The sequence below is a fragment of the Lelliottia jeotgali genome (assembly GCF_016771845.1).
In the GTDB taxonomy this organism is placed as follows: domain Bacteria; phylum Pseudomonadota; class Gammaproteobacteria; order Enterobacterales; family Enterobacteriaceae; genus Enterobacter; species Enterobacter jeotgali.
In genome coordinates this window covers 519,157-536,482 of record NZ_JAENMQ010000001.1, presented here as the reverse complement: position 1 = coordinate 536,482, position 17,326 = coordinate 519,157, and the positions used below count along the sequence as shown (strand labels likewise).

Below are 17,326 nucleotides of genomic sequence, written 5' to 3'. Positions count from 1 at the left end.
TCAGGATAATCAGGCTTGGCGCGTTGCTGCTTTCATTGCCGAAACGAAATCGTGTAGCTCAGCGAGCATCTGCTCTGGCTTATCCAGGTTACGTTCGATGATTTTGACGATTGCCGAGCCGGAGATTGCGCCTGCGGCGTTGGCGTCAATCGCGGCAGTCACTTGCTCAGGAGATGAAATGCCGAAGCCTTGCAACGGCGGTGCGGCATGGTACTCGGCCAGTTTTTCCACCAGATGATGCAGGGGAAGCGCCGCTTTGTTTTCCGCACCGGTCACGCCAGCGCGTGACAGCAGATAGGTATACCCGCGACCGTAAGACGCAATCTGGCGCAGCAGTTCGTCATCCGCATTCGGTGGGCAGATGAAAATGGGTGCGACGTTGTGGCGCATTGCCGCCTGGCGGAACGGAGCAGATTCTTCCACCGGCACATCAGCGACCAGCACCGAATCGACACCTACGCGAGCACACTCGGCGTAAAAGTTATCAATGCCTTTGCTGAATACCAGGTTAGCGTACATCAGCAGGCCAATCGGAATAGTCGGGTGTTTCTGGCGAATTGCGGCCAGCATTTCAAAGCACTGGGTCGGTGTCACGCCCGCGGCAAAGGCGCGAAGGGTGGCGTCCTGAATGGTCGGGCCATCGGCCAGCGGATCGGAGAACGGAATCCCCAGCTCCAGCGCATCAGCGCCTGCGGCAATCAGCGTGTCGATAATTTTCAGCGACTGCTCAGGGCCCGGATCGCCCAGCGTGACGAAGGGAACAAACGCGCCTTCCTTGCGGGCTTTCAGTTCTGCAAATGCGTTATCGTAGCGTTCCATCAGATTTCCCCTCGTGCTTTCAAAATATCGTGAACGGTGAAGATATCTTTATCACCGCGACCGGACAGGTTCACCACCAGCAGTTGCTCTTTTTCCGGGTTTTCTTTGATCATTTTCAGGGCGTGCGCCAGAGCATGGGAAGACTCCAGCGCCGGGATGATCCCTTCATGGCGCGACAGGGTTTTGAACGCTTCCAGCGCTTCGTCATCGGTGATCGAGACATAATCAGCACGACCGATGCTGTTCAGATGCGCATGCTGTGGCCCGACTGACGGGAAGTCCAGACCGGCAGAGATCGAGTAAGATTCCTCAATCTGGCCTTCATCAGTTTGCATCATCGGTGATTTCATGCCGAAGTAGATGCCGACGCGACCGTGTTTCAGCGGCGCACCGTGTTCGCCAGTTTCAATGCCGTGACCCGCAGGTTCTACGCCGATCAGGCCGACGCTTTCGTCGTCGATAAAATCAGCAAACATGCCGATGGCGTTCGAGCCACCGCCAACACAGGCAATAACTGCATCCGGCAGACGACCTTCTTTTTCGAGGATCTGTACTTTGGTTTCTTCGCCAATCATGCGCTGGAATTCACGCACAATCGTCGGGAACGGGTGCGGACCGGCTGCGGTACCGAGCATGTAGTGCGCGGTGTCGTAGCTGCCAGACCAGTCGCGCAGCGCTTCGTTACAGGCATCTTTCAGCGTGGCGGAACCGCTGTGCACCGGGATCACTTCCGCACCCATCAGACGCATACGGAACACGTTCGGCGACTGGCGCTCAACGTCTTTTGCACCCATGTAAATTCGGCATTTCAGGCCGAGCAGGGCGCTGGCGAGGGCAGACGCCACACCGTGTTGGCCAGCACCGGTTTCGGCGATGATTTCGGTTTTACCCATGCGCTTAGCAAGCAGCGCCTGACCCAGCACCTGGTTAGTTTTGTGCGCACCGCCGTGGAGCAGATCTTCACGCTTGAGGTACAGCGTGGCGTTAGTGCCTTCCGTCAGATTGCGACATTTAGTCAGCGCCGTCGGACGGCCGGCGTAGTTTTTCAGCAAGTCGGTAAATTCTGCCTGGAATGCCGGATCTTTCTGCGCGCTGACAAACGCTTCTTCGAGCTGGCGCAGGGCAGGCATCAGGATTTGCGGCACATACATGCCACCGAACTCACCAAAATAGGGATTTAATAAAGTTGTCATTTTCTCTTCCTTAATAGGCACGCAGCGTCTTGAATACCGAGGCCAGCTTACTGGCATCTTTGATGCCCGGCTGAGACTCCACGCCTGAATTGAAATCGAGGCCCGCGCAGCCCGCTTTTGCGGCGTCTACGCAGTTATCAGGGCTTAATCCGCCCGCCAGCAGGACGTTGTCCAGCTTTTCACCGTTCAGCAGGGACCAGTCGAATCGCTCGCCGGTTCCGCCCTGGCCGTTATCCAGCACATATTTATCGACGTGCTGGAGATCGCGGGCCGGCAGGGTTTCGCCCACGCTCTGCGCTTTCCAGATTTGCACCTGCGGAGCCAGCGCCTGGCGGAGTTCGTTAATGTACGTTTGATCTTCCTGTCCGTGCAGCTGCACGGCGGTCAGGGAGAGGTTTTCAGCAACGGCTGTCACATCAGCAACCGGCGCATCGCGGAACACGCCGACGTAACTCAGTGGTGCGCCAGCAATGACTTCGCGCGCCTGATCTTCGGTCACAAAGCGCGGCGAGGCGTCAACGAAAATCAGCCCGCCGTAAACCGCACCCGCTTCGAGGGCGGCGGCGGCATCCTGAGGGCGCGTCAGCCCGCAGACTTTGTTTTCGCCCAGCAGCACGCGGCGTATGGCAGCGTTCAGATCGTCGTGAGACATCAGCGCCGAACCAATCAAAAAGCCGTTGGCGAAATGGCTCAGTTCACGAACCTGAGCGTAGGTGTTAATGCCAGATTCGCTGATGACCGTCACGCCTGCACCGAGGCGTGGAGCCAGCTGGCGCGTGCGGTTCAGGTCGATGGACAGATCGCGCAGGTCGCGGTTGTTGATGCCGACGACTTTCGCTTTCAGCGCAATCGCGCGTTCCAGCTCTTCTTCGTTGCTCACTTCCGTCAACACACCCATGTTCAGGCTGTGCGCGACGGCGGCCAGCTGGCGATACTGTTCGTCATCCAGCACGGAGAGCATCAGCAGGCAGGCATCGGCCTGATAAAAACGCGCCAGCCAGATTTGGTACGCGTCAATAATGAAGTCTTTGCACAGAATCGGCTGCGGCGCAATCTGGCTGACAATCGGCAGAAAATCAAAACTGCCCTGGAAATATTTCTCATCTGTCAGCACTGAAATGGCCGACGCATGGTGTTTGTAAACCCCGGCAATGCGCGCGGGATCGAAATCGTCGCGGATCACGCCTTTCGACGGCGAGGCCTTTTTGCACTCCAGGATAAACGCGGTACGCGCACCCTGCAGGGCATCATAAAAACGGCGTTGGCTCACAACCACATCATTCTGGAAACTGGCCAGCGGCTGCTGCTCTTTACGCGCTTCTACCCAGATGGCCTTATCGGCGACGATTTTCGCTAAAACGGTCTGCATCTTTTATCCTCTTGCCGCAAGTGCGGTAACGCGGTCGTAAGCTGCGCCGGAGCGCAATACGTCCAGAACTTTTTGTGCGTTTGCCTGTAAATCTTCTTCGCCGTGCAAACGCATCAACATCGCGACATTGGCGGCGACAGCGGCCTCGTGGGCGGCTTCACCTTTACCTTGTAGCAAGCGTGTCAGAATGTCACGGTTTTCTTCCGGGGTGCCGCCTGCCAGCTGTTCCTGGCGATAAGGCGTCAGGCCAAAGTCGGTGGCGTCCAACTGATAGCTCTGGATTTCCCCGTCGCGCAGCTCGGCAACCAGCGTCGGCGCGTGGAGAGACACTTCGTCCATGCCGCCGCTATGAACCACGGCTGCACGTTGATAACCCAGTACGCGCAGCGTTTCGGCAATCGGCAGCACCAGTTCCGGGCTGTAGACACCGATCAGGGCCAGCGGCGGATGCGCCGGGTTGATCAATGGACCCAGCACGTTAAACAGGGTGCGGGTTTTCAACTGCTGGCGAACCGGCATCGCGTGGCGGAAACCGGTGTGGTATTTCGGTGCGAACAGGAAACAGACGCCCAGATCGTCCAGTGCTTCTCGGGAACGTTCGGCGTTCATCTCGAGATTAATCCCGAACGCGGCCAGCAAATCAGACGAGCCGGAACGGCTGGAGACACTGCGGTTACCGTGTTTCGCCACTTTCATCCCGCAGGCGGCGGCGACAAAGGCGCTGGCGGTAGAGATATTAATGCTGTTGCTGCCGTCGCCGCCGGTGCCGACGATATCAGCGAAGGTGTAATCAGGACGCGGGAACGGGGCGGCGTTTTCCAGCAGAGCGGTGGCCGCACCGGCAATTTCCTGCGGCTGTTCGCCGCGCACTTTCATGCTGACCAGTGCGGCAGCCAGTTGTTCTGGCTTCAGCTCGCCGCGCACGACCGCAGAGAAGAGCTGATGGCTTTCCTGCTGAGTCATGGTTTGCGCCTGATACAGTTTTTCCAGAATAGGCTGCAGGGTGTTGGTCTGCTCCAGCTTCTGCAACGCCCAGTTCAGCGTCTGTTCCAGCAGGCGTGCGCCGTTGGAGGTCAGAATTGATTCCGGGTGGAACTGCAGGCCGCAGACGCGATCCGCGTCGTGACGCACGGCCATCACCATCCCCTCAAAAGAGGCGTTGATAGTCAAACCTGCCGGAATGTTGCTTCCGACCAGAGAGTGATAACGCGCCACTGGCAGCGGATTTGGCAGCCCGGCAAACATTGCCTGACCGTCGTGTTCAATGCTGGATGCTTTGCCATGCAGGATTTCACCCGCCTGGCCGACGTAACCGCCGTAAGCTTCCACAATCGCCTGATGCCCCAGGCAGATGCCGATAATCGGCAGTTTGCCGCGCATGCGGGTCAGCAGCTCAGGCATACAGCCCGCTTCACTCGGTGCGCCAGGGCCCGGGGAGAGCATCAGCACCGGGCTTTGCATGGTTTCCAGACGCTCAATCAGGGTCTGGGCCGGAACATGATTGCGGTAAATCACCACGTTGTGCCCGTTGGCACGCAGCTGGTCTGCCAGGTTGTAAGTAAAGGAGTCGATATTATCGAGCAGCAGAATGTCAGCCATCAGAAAATCTCCTGTGCGTGGTGTGCGGTAGCAATGGCGCGCAATACCGCGCGTGCTTTACTGCGAGTTTCGTCAGCTTCGGACTGCGGAACAGAATCGAGAACAATGCCTGCGCCCGCCTGGACGGTGGCAATGCCATCTTCCACGTAGGCGGAGCGGATGACGATGCAGGTGTCCAGGTCGCCGTGTGCGGTGAAGTACCCAACCGCGCCGCCGTAGCTGCCGCGACGGCGGCCTTCGGCACCAGCAATCAGCTGCATGGCGCGGACTTTCGGTGCACCGCTCAGGGTGCCCATATTCATGCAGGCGCGATAGGCGTGCAGGGCGTCGAGGTCGTGACGCAGTTCACCAACCACGCGGGAAACCAGGTGCATCACGAAGGAGTAACGGTCGACTTTGGTCAGGTCCGCCACGTAGCGTGTGCCTGGCGTACAGATGCGCGCCAGATCGTTACGCGCCAGGTCGACCAGCATCAGGTGCTCAGACAACTCTTTGTGGTCGGTACGCATCTCCAGCTCAATACGGCTGTCGAGATCGCGATCTAAAGACCCGTCGGCGCGACGACCGCGCGGGCGAGTTCCTGCAATTGGGTAAATTTCAATCTGGCGGCTCGGCGCGTCGTATTTCAGCGAACTTTCCGGCGAGGCACCGAACAGCGTGAAATCGTTGTCCTGCATGAAGAACATGTACGGGCTTGGATTGCTCTTCTTCAGCACGTCATACGCGGCCAGCGGAGACGGGCACGGGAGCGAGAAGCGACGGGACGGCACCACCTGGAAAATCTCACCGGCGCGAATCGCTTTTTGCATCTGACGCACTACCGCGCCGTACTGGTCATCGGTCTGGTTTGTTTCGCACTGCATATGATCGATACGCTGGACCGGCAGCGCGGTTGGCTCTTCAGTCATCTGCTGCTGGAGCTGCTCAATACGCTGCGCCAGACGCTGTTTTTCAGACGCTGAAGGGGTGAACAGGCTGGCCTGAATGCGGGTATATTTTTTCTGATGGTCAATTACCATCAGCGTTTCGGCCAGGTAGAAACAGTAGTCCGGGCAGCGGTTGCCCTGTTCGGTTTCAGGCAAATCTTCAAATCCGGCGACCAGATCGTAGGCAAACAGCCCGCCGAAGAACATCGCTTCGCGTTCGTCCTCAGGGACGTCCACCAGGTTTTGCAGCAGGCGGAAGGCGTCGAATACAGACAGAGAACACAGGCGCGCATCTTCATCCAGCAGTTGGCTCACCGGTGGGAAATGCAGAATACGCGTTTCCGGGCGGTGTTCGTTTTCGATGCCCGCTGGCAGGGCGGCATCAAGCAGCGGCAGCAGGGCGGCACCGTTTTCTGATAAGGCTTTAATGGTGACAGTGTCACCTAATGCCGTAATGCGCAGCGCGCTATCAACCAGCAGCAGGCTTTTGAGATCGTCTTTGCTGTCGATATCAGCAGATTCCAGCAGCAGGGTGGCCGGACGTGCGCCGCAAACCTGGTGGAACAGAGCTGTAGGGTTATGGCGATACACCGCTTCGCAGGTCAGCAACTCAAGGTGTGTTTTGGCTGTTTGCATATTGTTGTTCTCATATTCTGTTCATAAAAAAGCCCGCATCGTCGCGGGCCTGGTATCTGTTTGCATTTTGCACACAAGTGACACTGCCCGATAATCAGGAAGTGCGCCACCAGCCGTGCAGAGAGAAATGTGCTTTCATTTTCAGATACCTTCTTGAGTGAACTTGCGTACTAGTTAACTAGTTCGATGACGTAAAGTCAACCCCTGATTTCAGAATTTACGCGCAAGCCGTTATCATAGTCTTCCTGAATACGATAAACCTGTGATGGAAACCGCTTTGAGCGAAACAAAATACGCCGTGATTTATGATTTACACAGCCACACTCAGGCCTCCGATGGCCTGTTAACGCCCGAAGCACTGGTTCACCGTGCGGTGGAAATGCGCGTGGGCACGCTGGCGATAACCGATCACGACACCACGGATGCCATTCCGGCGGCACGGGCCGAGATTGCCCGCAGCAGTCTGCCGTTAAACCTGGTCTCCGGCGTAGAAATTTCCACCGTCTGGGAAAATCACGAAATCCATATCGTCGGTCTGAATATTGATATCGAGAATCCGGCGCTGTGTGCGTTCCTGGAAGAACAGAAAGAACGCCGCAACCAGCGTGCGGAACTGATTGGCGAGCGGCTTGAAAAATCGCAGATCCCCGGCGCGCTGGAAGGGGCGCGCCGTTTAGCCAATGGCGGTGCTGTTACGCGCGGTCACTTTGCGCGTTTTCTGGTGGAGGCCGGGAAGGCCAATAACTTTGCCGATGTGTTCAAAAAATACCTCGCGCGCGGTAAAACCGGATACGTTCCGCCACAGTGGTGTACAATAAAACAAGCTATTGATGTCATTCATCATTCTGGCGGCAAGGCGGTGCTGGCCCATCCAGGTCGGTATAACCTTTCGGCTAAGTGGCTGAAAAGACTGCTGGCACACTTCGCGGAGCACGGTGGCGAAGCGATGGAAGTATCCCAGTGTCAGCAGGCACCCAATGAGCGCAGTCAGCTGGCGACATATGCGCGTCAGTACGGTTTGCTTGCGTCGCAAGGCTCTGATTTTCACCAGCCTTGTGCATGGATTGAACTGGGGCGCAAGCTCTGGTTACCCGCAGGTGTCGAACCGGTCTGGGGGCTTTGGGAGCAGCCGCAGCAACACATTGAAGAGAGGGAAGCATGAGTCAGTTTTTCTATATTCACCCGGACAACCCGCAGGCGCGGTTGATTAACCAGGCGGTTGAGATCGTTCGCAAGGGCGGTGTGATTGTTTATCCTACCGATTCCGGCTACGCGCTGGGCTGTAAAATCGAAGATAAAGGGGCGATGGAACGCATCTGTCGCATCCGCCATTTGCCAGACGGGCATAACTTTACCCTGATGTGTCGCGATCTCTCTGAAATCTCGACCTACGCTTACGTGGATAACGTCGCGTTTCGCTTAATCAAAAACAACACGCCGGGCAACTATACTTTCATTCTGAAAGGCACTAAGGAAGTCCCGCGCCGATTGTTGCAGGAAAAACGTAAAACCATCGGGATGCGCGTACCGTCGAATCCGATTGCGCAGATGCTGCTTGAAACGCTCGGCGAGCCGATGCTGTCGACGTCTCTGATGCTGCCGGGCAGCGATTTTACCGAGTCCGACCCGGAGGAGATTAAAGATCGTCTGGAGAAGCAGGTCGACCTGATTATTCACGGCGGTTATCTCGGTCAGCAACCGACCACGGTTGTCGATCTTACGGAAGATGCACCAGAAGTGATTCGTGAAGGTGTGGGTGACGTTAAACCTTTCTTGTAATGGTTTAAGCGGATATACTACGCGGCCATCAAAATAGCGGAAAACCGCTTTTTTGACCCTAATTCGACGCCTGTGAAGGCGACACCTGAAGGATGCTCAATGAGCGAAAAGTTACAGAAAGTGCTGGCGCGTGCTGGCCACGGTTCACGCCGTGAAATCGAAACCATTATTGAAGCGGGTCGCGTCAGCGTAGACGGCAAAATTGCCAAGCTGGGTGACCGCGTAGAAGTCGTTGCGGGAATGAAAATCCGTCTCGACGGTCACGTGATCTCTGTTAAAGAGTCTGCTGAACAAATTTGTCGCGTACTGGCTTATTACAAGCCGGAAGGCGAACTGTGTACGCGTAACGATCCAGAAGGCCGCCCGACGGTATTTGACCGTCTGCCAAAACTGCGCGGTGCGCGCTGGATTGCAGTAGGGCGTCTGGATGTGAACACCTGCGGTCTGCTGCTGTTCACCACCGATGGCGAGTTGGCAAACCGCCTAATGCACCCAAGCCGTGAAGTGGAACGTGAATACGCGGTGCGCGTGTTCGGTCAGGTTGATGAAAACAAACTGCGTGATCTGTCGCGCGGCGTTCAGCTTGAAGACGGGCCTGCGGCGTTTAAAACCATTAAATTCACCGGCGGTGAAGGGATCAACCAGTGGTATAACGTCACCCTGACCGAAGGCCGTAACCGTGAGGTTCGTCGTCTGTGGGAAGCGGTGGGCGTGCAGGTGAGTCGTCTGATTCGCGTGCGCTACGGTGATATCCTGCTGCCGAAAGGTATTCCACGCGGAGGTTACACCGAGCTGGATTTAACCCAGACCAACTATCTGCGTGAGCTGGTGGAACTGCAGCCAGAAACCACCACCAAAGTGGCGGTTGAAAAAGACCGTCGCCGCGTGAAAGCGAACCAGATTCGCCGTGCGGTGAAGCGTCACACCCAGGTTGGCACCGCGCGCCGATCTGGCAGCCGTAATAACAACGGCTAAAAATCAAACCCGGCTTAGCCGGGTTTTTTCTTATCTAGTAGTCAATTCCGATTTGCGCTTTAACTCCGGCATCAAACGCATGTTTGACCGGGCGTAATTCGCTGACCGTATCGGCAAACTCCAGAATATCACGATGGCATCCGCGTCCGGTTACAATGACCGTCTGATGCGCAGGGCGATTTTTCAGTGCGCCCAATACCTCTTCCAGCGGCAGATAGTCGTACGCCACCATATAAGTGATTTCATCCAGCAGGACCATATTCAGCGCCGGGTCGGCCAGCATCCGTTTGGCATGTTCCCACACCGCGAGGCAGGCCGCTGTATCGCTTTCACGGTTTTGCGTATCCCAGGTAAAACCGGTCGCCATGACCTGAAACTCCACACCATGCGGCTCCAGTAGATTGCGTTCACCGTTTGGCCATTCGCCTTTGATGAACTGAATCACGCCCACTTTTTGCCCGTGACCGACGGCGCGGGTGGCGGTACCAAAGGCCGCTGTGGTTTTGCCTTTCCCGTTGCCGGTAAAGACGATAACGATGCCGCGCTCTTCCTGTGCGGCGGCTACCCTGGCATCGACCTGTTCTTTGAGTTTCTGCTGGCGTTGCTGATGGCGTTCTTCACTCATTGCGAAATCCCTGGCTTACGGCCCGGCTGGGCGTCAAAGGTCAAACCGGTTTTACGGCGGCTGTCATCGCCCATTAACCACAGGTAAAGCGGCATAATTTCTGCTGGCGTTTTGAGCTTTTGCGGATCTTCCGTTGGGAAGGCGCTGGCCCGCATACCGGTGCGGGTACCGCCCGGATTAATACAGTTGACGCGCAGATGGCGGGTCTGATACTCCTCGGCCAACACCTGCATCATGCCCTCTGTGGCAAACTTCGACGCGGCGTAAGCGCCCCAGTTGGCGCGTCCCTGACGGCCAACGCTCGATGAGGTAAACACCAGCGAGCCGGATTCTGATTTGAGTAATAAAGGAAGCAGCGCCTGGGTGAGGAAGAACGTACCGTTGACGTTGACCTGCATTACCTGCTGCCAGATCTCAGGATTTTGCTCATCCATTGGGCGAACTTCACCCAGCAAACCGGCATTGTGCAATACGCCGTCCAGCCGCGGGTAGTGTGCTGCGATTCGCTGTGCCAGTTCCGCACAGGAATCCGGCGTACAGGTCAGTAAATCGAGGGTATACCAACGCGGCATTTCCCCGCTGATATCGGCAATCTCTTGCGCTACGTGGCGCAGCTTCTCTTCATTACGACCAAGCAGCACGAGCTGTGCGCCGTAGCGGGAATAGGTGAGCGCGGCTTCGCGACCAATGCCGTCGCTGGCGCCGGTCACCAGGATAATGCGGTTTTGCAGTAGATCTTTTTGCGGTTGATAGTGCACGAATACTCCTGTGACGCCTGCTTTTCTTTCGCTTTTTGGCTTTATGCCCGAAACGGCGGGTGATTTCAATCAGTCTACAGGAGAGAACGCTTCCAAATTAATAATTTGCAACGATTTCAGTCGCAAGACGAAATTCCTGAAAGCGCCTCGCATCTGTATTGTCGTAATCGAGACGCCTGGCACAGGCTGTTGTACACTGGTCGTGAAAGATTCGTGGTTAAATCAAGGTGGAACACGTGGAATTACTTTCTGAATATGGTCTGTTTTTGGCCAAGATTGCGACGGTGGTGATCGCTATAGCGGTAGTTGCGGTACTGATTGTGAATCTGACGCAGCGTAAGCGTCAGCGCGGTGAACTGCGCATTACTCGCTTAAGTGAGCAGTATAAGGATATGCAGGAGGACATGTCGGTGGCGTTGCTGGATGGGCATCAGCAGAAGCTATGGCATAAGGCGCAAAAGAAAAAGCTTAAGCAGGAAGCCAAAGCGGCAAAAGCGAAGGCAAAACAGGGCCATCAGGAAACCATTAAACCACGGGTATATGTGCTGGATTTTAAAGGCAGCATGGATGCCCATGAAGTCACGTCTCTTCGCGAAGAGGTGACGGCGGTGCTGGCGGTGGCAAAACCTCAGGATCAGGTGGTTTTACGCCTGGAAAGTCCGGGTGGCGTCGTGCATGGCTACGGTCTTGCATCCTCGCAGCTTCAACGTCTGCGGGAAAAACAGATTCCACTGACGGTGGCGGTGGATAAAGTCGCGGCGAGCGGTGGCTATATGATGGCGTGTGTTGCCGATAAAATTGTCGCCGCACCCTTTGCGATTCTCGGCTCTATTGGCGTGGTCGCGCAGATCCCTAACTTCAATCGTTTTCTGAAAAACAAAGAGATCGACATTGAACTGCACACCGCCGGGCAATATAAGCGTACCCTGACGTTGCTGGGTGAGAACACGGAAGAGGGGCGACAAAAGTTCCGCGAAGACCTCAACGAAACGCACCTTCTGTTCAAAGATTTCGTCAAACGGATGCGCCCTACACTGGATATCGAGCAGGTGGCAACCGGTGAGCACTGGTACGGCATACAGGCGCACGAAAAAGGTTTGGTGGACGAAGTCGGCACCAGTGACGATCTGCTTCTGAGCCTGATGGAGGGCCGTGAGCTGGTGGGTGTACGCTATACTCAGCGTAAGAAACTGCTCGACCGCTTTACGAATAGCGCGGCGGAGAGCGCAGACCGCTTGCTATTGCGATGGCTACAACGCGGACAAAAACCGCTGCTGTAAACAAAAACGCGAGGCATTTGCCTCGCGTTTCGCGTTAATCGACCAGGTGATATTTCTCAGAGAGCGCATGGGCCAGGTATTTAAACATGTTAAATACCGCTGTGCTCTTAGGGGTAGGTAGCCCTTGTTCATCAAGGAAATACTCACCGCTGAATACGAGCACACCGTTACGTTGCTCAACGCCGGTGGCTTCGATACCCGCCAGAGTATCTTCATGTTCACGGATCAGTTTGTTGGCTTCGATAAGCAAAGTCTGACGATCGATAGGTTGGGTAGTTTGCTGCATATTCCACTCCTTAAACAGTGGCAATAGTCTACGCCGGACCCGCACCGTGGGCAAATTTTCCCTGTTTTTCGCGGGGCTACAGCGCAGGGGCAAAGCTGGCGCGATTTGCTTTTGCATGCTAATAAAGTTGCGTAACAGATTTTATCAGGTACAGTGTGCGCTTTCGTCATTCTGGCAACAGAATTGCTTGACATTCGACCGAAAGCTCGTCGCATAGTCATTTTGAAGTCAATGAAATGCCCGATAACTCAATCACCTGGACGTGTACCTCTGTCGTTCGGTAAGAAAAAAGGGTTGATATCCCCTGGCGTCGTCGCAATATAAAAAAAACGCTGCCAGCGGAAGGGAAATCAACATGCGGCGTATTTCTGGAAGAATTAAATTAGGTAAAGGTGAATATGGGTAAAGCTCTCGTCATCGTTGAGTCCCCGGCAAAAGCCAAAACGATCAATAAGTATCTGGGTAACGACTATGTGGTTAAATCCAGCGTTGGTCATATCCGCGATTTGCCGACCAGTGGCTCAGCCAGTAAAAAGAGCGCAGACTCTACCTCCACCAAAGGGGCTAAGAAGCCTAAAAAGGATGAACGTAGCGCGCTCGTCAACCGTATGGGTGTCGATCCCTGGCACGAATGGGAAGCACAGTACGAAGTGCTGCCCGGCAAAGAGAAAGTCGTCAATGAGCTGAAGCAGCTCGCTGAAAAAGCTGACCACATCTATCTCGCAACCGACCTTGACCGAGAAGGGGAAGCCATTGCATGGCACCTGCGGGAAATCATTGGTGGTGATGAATCACGATACAGCCGTGTCGTGTTTAACGAGATTACAAAGAATGCGATTCGTCAGGCGTTTGAAAAGCCGGGCGAACTGAACATCGATCGTGTTAACGCTCAACAGGCGCGTCGTTTTATGGACCGCGTGGTGGGTTACATGGTTTCGCCACTACTGTGGAAGAAAATTGCGCGTGGCCTTTCCGCCGGGCGTGTTCAGTCCGTGGCGGTGCGTCTGGTCGTGGAGCGTGAGCGCGAAATCAAAGCGTTTGTACCGGAAGAGTTCTGGGAAATCGACGCGAACGTGGCAACGCCGGGTGGCGATGCACTGCCGCTGCAGGTGACCCACGAGAAAGACAAGCCGTTCCGTCCGGTCAATCGCGATCAAACTATGGCAGCCGTTGCGCTACTGGAAAAAGCACGCTATCAGGTGCTGGATCGTGAAGACAAACCGACAAGCAGCAAACCCGGTGCGCCTTTCATTACCTCCACGCTTCAGCAGGCGGCAAGCACGCGTCTGGGCTTTGGCGTGAAGAAAACCATGATGATGGCCCAACGTTTGTATGAAGCGGGTTACATCACTTACATGCGTACTGACTCAACAAACCTGAGCCAGGACGCGGTGAGCATGGTGCGCGACTATATCGGCGATAACTTCGGTAAGAAGTATCTGCCGGAAAGCGCTATCCAGTACGCGAGTAAAGAAAACTCTCAGGAAGCGCACGAAGCGATCCGTCCGTCGGATGTTTCCGTTGAGGCTGAATCCCTGAAAGACATGGAAACGGATGCCCAGAAGCTGTATCAGCTGATCTGGCGCCAGTTCGTTGCCTGTCAGATGAATCCGGCAAAATACGATTCAACGACGCTGACCGTTGGTGCAGGTGATTTCCGCCTGAAAGCGCGTGGTCGTATCCTGCGCTTTGACGGCTGGACGAAAGTCATGCCTGCTCTGCGTAAAGGCGATGAAGACCGTACTCTGCCTGCTGTCAACAAAGGCGATGAGCTTTCTTTAACAGAACTTATCCCGGCACAGCACTTTACCAAACCGCCTGCGCGTTTCAGTGAAGCATCGTTGGTAAAAGAGCTGGAAAAACGGGGTATCGGTCGTCCGTCCACTTATGCGTCGATCATTTCGACCATTCAGGATCGCGGCTACGTTCGTGCTGAAAACCGTCGTTTCTATGCGGAAAAAATGGGTGAGATCGTCACCGATCGTCTGGAAGATAACTTCCGCGAGCTGATGAACTACGATTTTACCGCGCAGATGGAAGACCGTCTGGACCAGGTGGCTAACCACCAGGCGGAATGGAAGAAGGTGCTCGACAGCTTCTTTGGCGATTTCACCCAACAACTGGAGAAAGCTGAAAAAGCGCCAGAAGAAGGGGGAATGCAGCCGAACCAGATGGTCATTACCAGCATCGAGTGTCCGACCTGTAGTCGTCATATGGGTATTCGTACTGCGACCACCGGCGTATTCCTCGGCTGTTCAGGCTACGCGTTAACGCCAAAAGAGCGCTGCAAAACCACCATCAACCTGGTGCCTGAGAACGAAGTTCTCAACGTGCTGGAAGGTGACGATGCCGAAACCAACGCTCTGCGCGCCAAACGTCGTTGCCAGAAATGCGGCACGGCGATGGACAGCTACCTGATTGATCCTAAGCGTAAGTTGCATGTCTGCGGTAACAACCCGACCTGCGACGGCTATGAAATCGAAGAGGGCGAATTCCGCATCAAGGGCTATGATGGCCCAATTGTGGAATGTGAGAAATGCGGTTCTGAAATGCACCTGAAAATGGGTCGTTTCGGTAAGTACATGGCTTGCACCAACGAAGAATGTAAGAACACGCGTAAGATCCTGCGCAACGGCGAAGTGGCTCCTCCGAAGGAAGATCCGGTTCCGTTACCAGAACTGTCGTGTGAGAAGTCAGACGCGTACTTCGTGCTGCGTGACGGTGCCGCGGGAGTGTTCCTCGCCGCCAACACCTTCCCGAAATCGCGCGAGACCCGTGCGCCGCTGGTGGAAGAGCTGTACCGCTTCCGCGATCGTCTGCCAGAGAAACTGCGTTATCTGGCCGATGCGCCGCAGCAGGACCCGGAAGGCAACAAGACCGTTGTTCGCTTCAGCCGTAAAACGAAGCAGCAGTATGTCGCTGCCGAGAAAGAGGGCAAAGCGACCGGTTGGTCTGCATTCTTTGTGGATGGTAAATGGGTTGAAGGCAAGAAATAATCTTTTCTTACCGTGACTTACCTGAAAGGGCCGGATTTCCGGCCCTTTTTTATTGGCCGTTATTATTTTTTGTTCCGTACTATACACTCGGGATATAAATGATATAGTGGTTATAGTTAACTCCTTTCTTATTATTAAATCGTCTTAAGCGATGCTCCCTGTGCGCTAAATCGGATGGTCAGGCATGAAACTACAACAGCTTCGTTATATCGTTGAGGTGGTCAACCACAACCTTAACGTCTCTTCTACCGCAGAAGGTCTTTATACCTCTCAGCCCGGCATCAGTAAGCAAGTGCGTATGCTGGAGGATGAACTGGGTATTCAGATTTTTGCTCGCAGCGGTAAACACCTCACACAAGTCACACCTGCCGGTCAGGAGATCATCCGCATTGCCCGGGAAGTGCTTTCCAAAGTAGATGCGATCAAATCGGTTGCGGGGGAACATACCTGGCCGGATAAAGGTTCGCTGTATATCGCCACCACCCACACACAGGCTCGCTACGCATTGCCTGGGGTGATAAAAGGCTTTATCGAACGCTACCCGCGCGTTTCGCTGCATATGCATCAAGGATCGCCTACGCAGATCGCCGAAGCGGTTTCCAAAGGCAATGCTGATTTCGCCATTGCGACTGAAGCTCTGCATCTGTATGACGATCTGGTTATGTTGCCGTGCTATCACTGGAATCGTTCGATCGTGGTGACGCCGGAGCATCCGTTGGCAGGTAAGGGATCGGTGACCATTGAAGAGCTGGCGCAATATCCGCTGGTGACCTATACGTTTGGCTTTACCGGTCGTTCTGAACTGGACACGGCGTTTAATCGTGCAGGGCTGACGCCGCGTATCGTCTTTACGGCGACCGATGCTGATGTCATCAAAACATACGTTCGTCTGGGATTAGGTGTGGGTGTGATTGCCAGCATGGCGGTAGACCCGGTTTCTGACCCGGATCTGGTGCGCCTCGACGCACACGATGTCTTTAGCCACAGCACGACCAAAATCGGTTTCCGTCGCAGCACTTTCCTTCGCAGCTATATGTATGATTTCATTCAGCGCTTTGCGCCGCATTTAACGCGAGATGTTGTAGATACTGCAGTCGCGCTGCGCTCAAACGAAGATATTGAAGCGATGTTCCAGGATATTAAGCTCCCGGAAAAATAATCACACCCGGTATCTTTCCGCCCGGAAAGATACCGAATAATGTATTAAAGCTAAATTAGAATTAACCTCATCCCCATTTGCTATCGCATATAACCTGATAAACGTTAATTGTTTATGGGCAAACTGTCGCAAATTTGCGACAAAAGTAGAAAGTAAATTCCCTCCGCGCAAATACCTCGTCTCAATTATTTATTTTGGGTCAAAAGATTAACTATTTCCCTGGAAAACGTTCGTAAATTCACTGGCTTTTCGACTAAAGTTTCTTTAGGATTTATCTCAACTCATGATTACTTGTACCGATTGTTTGGTATCAAAATGATAAGCGAAGTCGATTGTATGAGGTTAGCAATGCCTTCAGGAAGTGAAGAACCGCAAAGGGACCCAGCGCTTAAGCGTAAAGCCTGGCTGGCGGTATTTCTTGGCTCCGCCCTGTTCTGGGTGGTTGTGGCGTTACTGGTCTGGAAATATTGGGGATGATGATGGCAGCTCAAGTGCGTATCGAACCGGTTAAGAAGATGTGTCAGCCAGGTGACAACAGCCATAAAGTGGGTAAAGAACCTGTGACCAGCGTGCCTGCATCCTGGAAACTCTCCGCTCAGCAACAAGCTTTTATTGATATGTTCGCAGAAGACGAATCGAAAAAACAATAATTGATAATAAGGTTAGCCTGCGAATATCCAGGTGATACCCGTGCACTTTTGTACTCTTTTATAAATACACATCAGCAAAAAAGAACGGGGAAATACCCCAACAATCATACAAATATAAAGTCTGGTGTCAGATGATGAATACCCTACAAAACATGAAATACTGGTCCTGGATGGGGGCTTTTACCGTATCCGTCCTGTTCTGGGCTCAGCTAATCTGGCTGGCCTTAAACTAAACGCTAAAACCTCGCTCCGGCGAGGTTTTTTGTTTGTTCCTCT

At 54.4% G+C, this 17,326-nt stretch carries 18 protein-coding genes and 1 other annotated feature; of the genes, 9 read left to right on the top strand and 9 right to left on the bottom strand.

Annotated features, from left to right (window positions below; translation table 11 throughout):
- Nucleotides 1-9: 9 nt before the first annotated feature.
- From trpA to trpL, 6 genes are all read right to left on the bottom strand, one after another.
- Nucleotides 10-819, bottom strand: coding sequence for a tryptophan synthase subunit alpha (gene trpA / locus JBO43_RS02580; RefSeq protein ID WP_095282229.1), 810 nt, complete (start codon nt 817-819; stop codon nt 10-12).
- Complete coding sequence (gene trpB, locus JBO43_RS02575; protein WP_095282228.1) at nt 819-2,012, bottom strand: tryptophan synthase subunit beta; 1,194 nt, start codon at nt 2,010-2,012, stop codon at nt 819-821. The genes trpA and trpB overlap by 1 nt, the downstream gene beginning before the upstream one ends.
- A 10-nt stretch (nt 2,013-2,022) precedes the next feature.
- A complete protein-coding gene (gene trpCF / locus JBO43_RS02570; RefSeq protein WP_202673668.1) occupies nt 2,023-3,381 on the bottom strand; it encodes a bifunctional indole-3-glycerol-phosphate synthase TrpC/phosphoribosylanthranilate isomerase TrpF in 1,359 nt (452 codons plus the stop codon).
- A 3-nt stretch (nt 3,382-3,384) separates the two neighbouring features.
- Nucleotides 3,385-4,980 carry a bifunctional anthranilate synthase glutamate amidotransferase component TrpG/anthranilate phosphoribosyltransferase TrpD gene (gene trpD, locus JBO43_RS02565; protein WP_095282226.1) on the bottom strand — a complete coding sequence of 532 codons (1,596 nt, stop codon included), beginning with the start codon at nt 4,978-4,980 and terminating at the stop codon, nt 3,385-3,387.
- The gene (locus JBO43_RS02560) at nt 4,980-6,542 is read right to left on the bottom strand and encodes an anthranilate synthase component 1 (protein WP_095282225.1); all 1,563 of its coding nucleotides are present in this window, start codon (nt 6,540-6,542) and stop codon (nt 4,980-4,982) included. The genes trpD and JBO43_RS02560 overlap by 1 nt, the downstream gene beginning before the upstream one ends.
- A 23-nt stretch (nt 6,543-6,565) precedes the next feature.
- Nucleotides 6,566-6,660, bottom strand: a sequence feature (Trp leader region).
- Entirely contained in the window at nt 6,637-6,681 is a 45-nt protein-coding gene (trpL, locus tag JBO43_RS23160; RefSeq protein ID WP_107704263.1) for a trp operon leader peptide, read from the bottom strand. Its footprint overlaps the feature before it by 24 nt.
- A 138-nt stretch (nt 6,682-6,819) precedes the next feature.
- Between trpL and rnm the strand changes: the two genes are divergently transcribed.
- From rnm to rluB, 3 genes are all read left to right on the top strand, one after another.
- On the top strand, nt 6,820-7,704 hold the full coding sequence (rnm, locus tag JBO43_RS02550) for an RNase RNM (RefSeq protein WP_095284297.1): 885 nt from the start codon (nt 6,820-6,822) through the stop codon (nt 7,702-7,704).
- A complete protein-coding gene (locus tag JBO43_RS02545) occupies nt 7,701-8,321 on the top strand; it encodes an L-threonylcarbamoyladenylate synthase (RefSeq protein ID WP_095282224.1) in 621 nt (206 codons plus the stop codon). Before rnm ends, JBO43_RS02545 begins: the two co-directional genes overlap by 4 nt.
- Before the next feature lie 99 nt (nt 8,322-8,420).
- Entirely contained in the window at nt 8,421-9,296 is an 876-nt protein-coding gene (gene rluB / locus JBO43_RS02540) for a 23S rRNA pseudouridine(2605) synthase RluB (RefSeq protein WP_095282223.1), read from the top strand.
- A 34-nt stretch (nt 9,297-9,330) separates the two neighbouring features.
- Here rluB and cobO read toward each other — a convergent pair whose 3' ends face one another.
- A complete protein-coding gene (cobO, locus tag JBO43_RS02535) occupies nt 9,331-9,921 on the bottom strand; it encodes a cob(I)yrinic acid a,c-diamide adenosyltransferase (RefSeq protein ID WP_095282222.1) in 591 nt (196 codons plus the stop codon).
- Complete coding sequence (locus JBO43_RS02530; RefSeq protein WP_095282221.1) at nt 9,918-10,679, bottom strand: YciK family oxidoreductase; 762 nt, start codon at nt 10,677-10,679, stop codon at nt 9,918-9,920. The genes cobO and JBO43_RS02530 overlap by 4 nt, the downstream gene beginning before the upstream one ends.
- Nucleotides 10,680-10,915: 236 nt before the next feature.
- Here JBO43_RS02530 and sohB point away from each other — a divergent pair, with 236 nt between their 5' ends.
- Entirely contained in the window at nt 10,916-11,959 is a 1,044-nt protein-coding gene (sohB, locus tag JBO43_RS02525) for a protease SohB (protein WP_095282220.1), read from the top strand.
- A gap of 34 nt (nt 11,960-11,993) precedes the next feature.
- Here sohB and JBO43_RS02520 read toward each other — a convergent pair whose 3' ends face one another.
- The gene (locus tag JBO43_RS02520; protein WP_095282219.1) at nt 11,994-12,245 is read right to left on the bottom strand and encodes a YciN family protein; all 252 of its coding nucleotides are present in this window, start codon (nt 12,243-12,245) and stop codon (nt 11,994-11,996) included.
- A 398-nt stretch (nt 12,246-12,643) separates the two neighbouring features.
- On the opposite strand from JBO43_RS02520, the gene topA reads away from it, so the two are divergent.
- The 5 genes from topA (at nt 12,644) to ymiC (ending at nt 17,283) form a co-directional block, all read left to right on the top strand.
- Nucleotides 12,644-15,241, top strand: a complete 2,598-nt coding sequence (topA, locus tag JBO43_RS02515) for a type I DNA topoisomerase (protein WP_202673667.1) — start codon at nt 12,644-12,646, stop codon at nt 15,239-15,241.
- A 184-nt stretch (nt 15,242-15,425) separates the two neighbouring features.
- Complete coding sequence (cysB, locus tag JBO43_RS02510; RefSeq protein ID WP_095282217.1) at nt 15,426-16,400, top strand: HTH-type transcriptional regulator CysB; 975 nt, start codon at nt 15,426-15,428, stop codon at nt 16,398-16,400.
- Nucleotides 16,401-16,736: 336 nt separating this feature from the next.
- Entirely contained in the window at nt 16,737-16,877 is a 141-nt protein-coding gene (locus JBO43_RS02505) for a YmiA family putative membrane protein (RefSeq protein WP_096168876.1), read from the top strand.
- Nucleotides 16,874-17,050, top strand: a complete 177-nt coding sequence (locus JBO43_RS02500) for a YciX family protein (RefSeq protein ID WP_157738402.1) — start codon at nt 16,874-16,876, stop codon at nt 17,048-17,050. Before JBO43_RS02505 ends, JBO43_RS02500 begins: the two co-directional genes overlap by 4 nt.
- 134 nt (nt 17,051-17,184) lie before the next feature.
- On the top strand, nt 17,185-17,283 hold the full coding sequence (ymiC, locus tag JBO43_RS22910; protein ID WP_331251887.1) for a small membrane protein YmiC: 99 nt from the start codon (nt 17,185-17,187) through the stop codon (nt 17,281-17,283).
- The last annotated feature ends 43 nt before the right edge of the window (nt 17,284-17,326 follow it).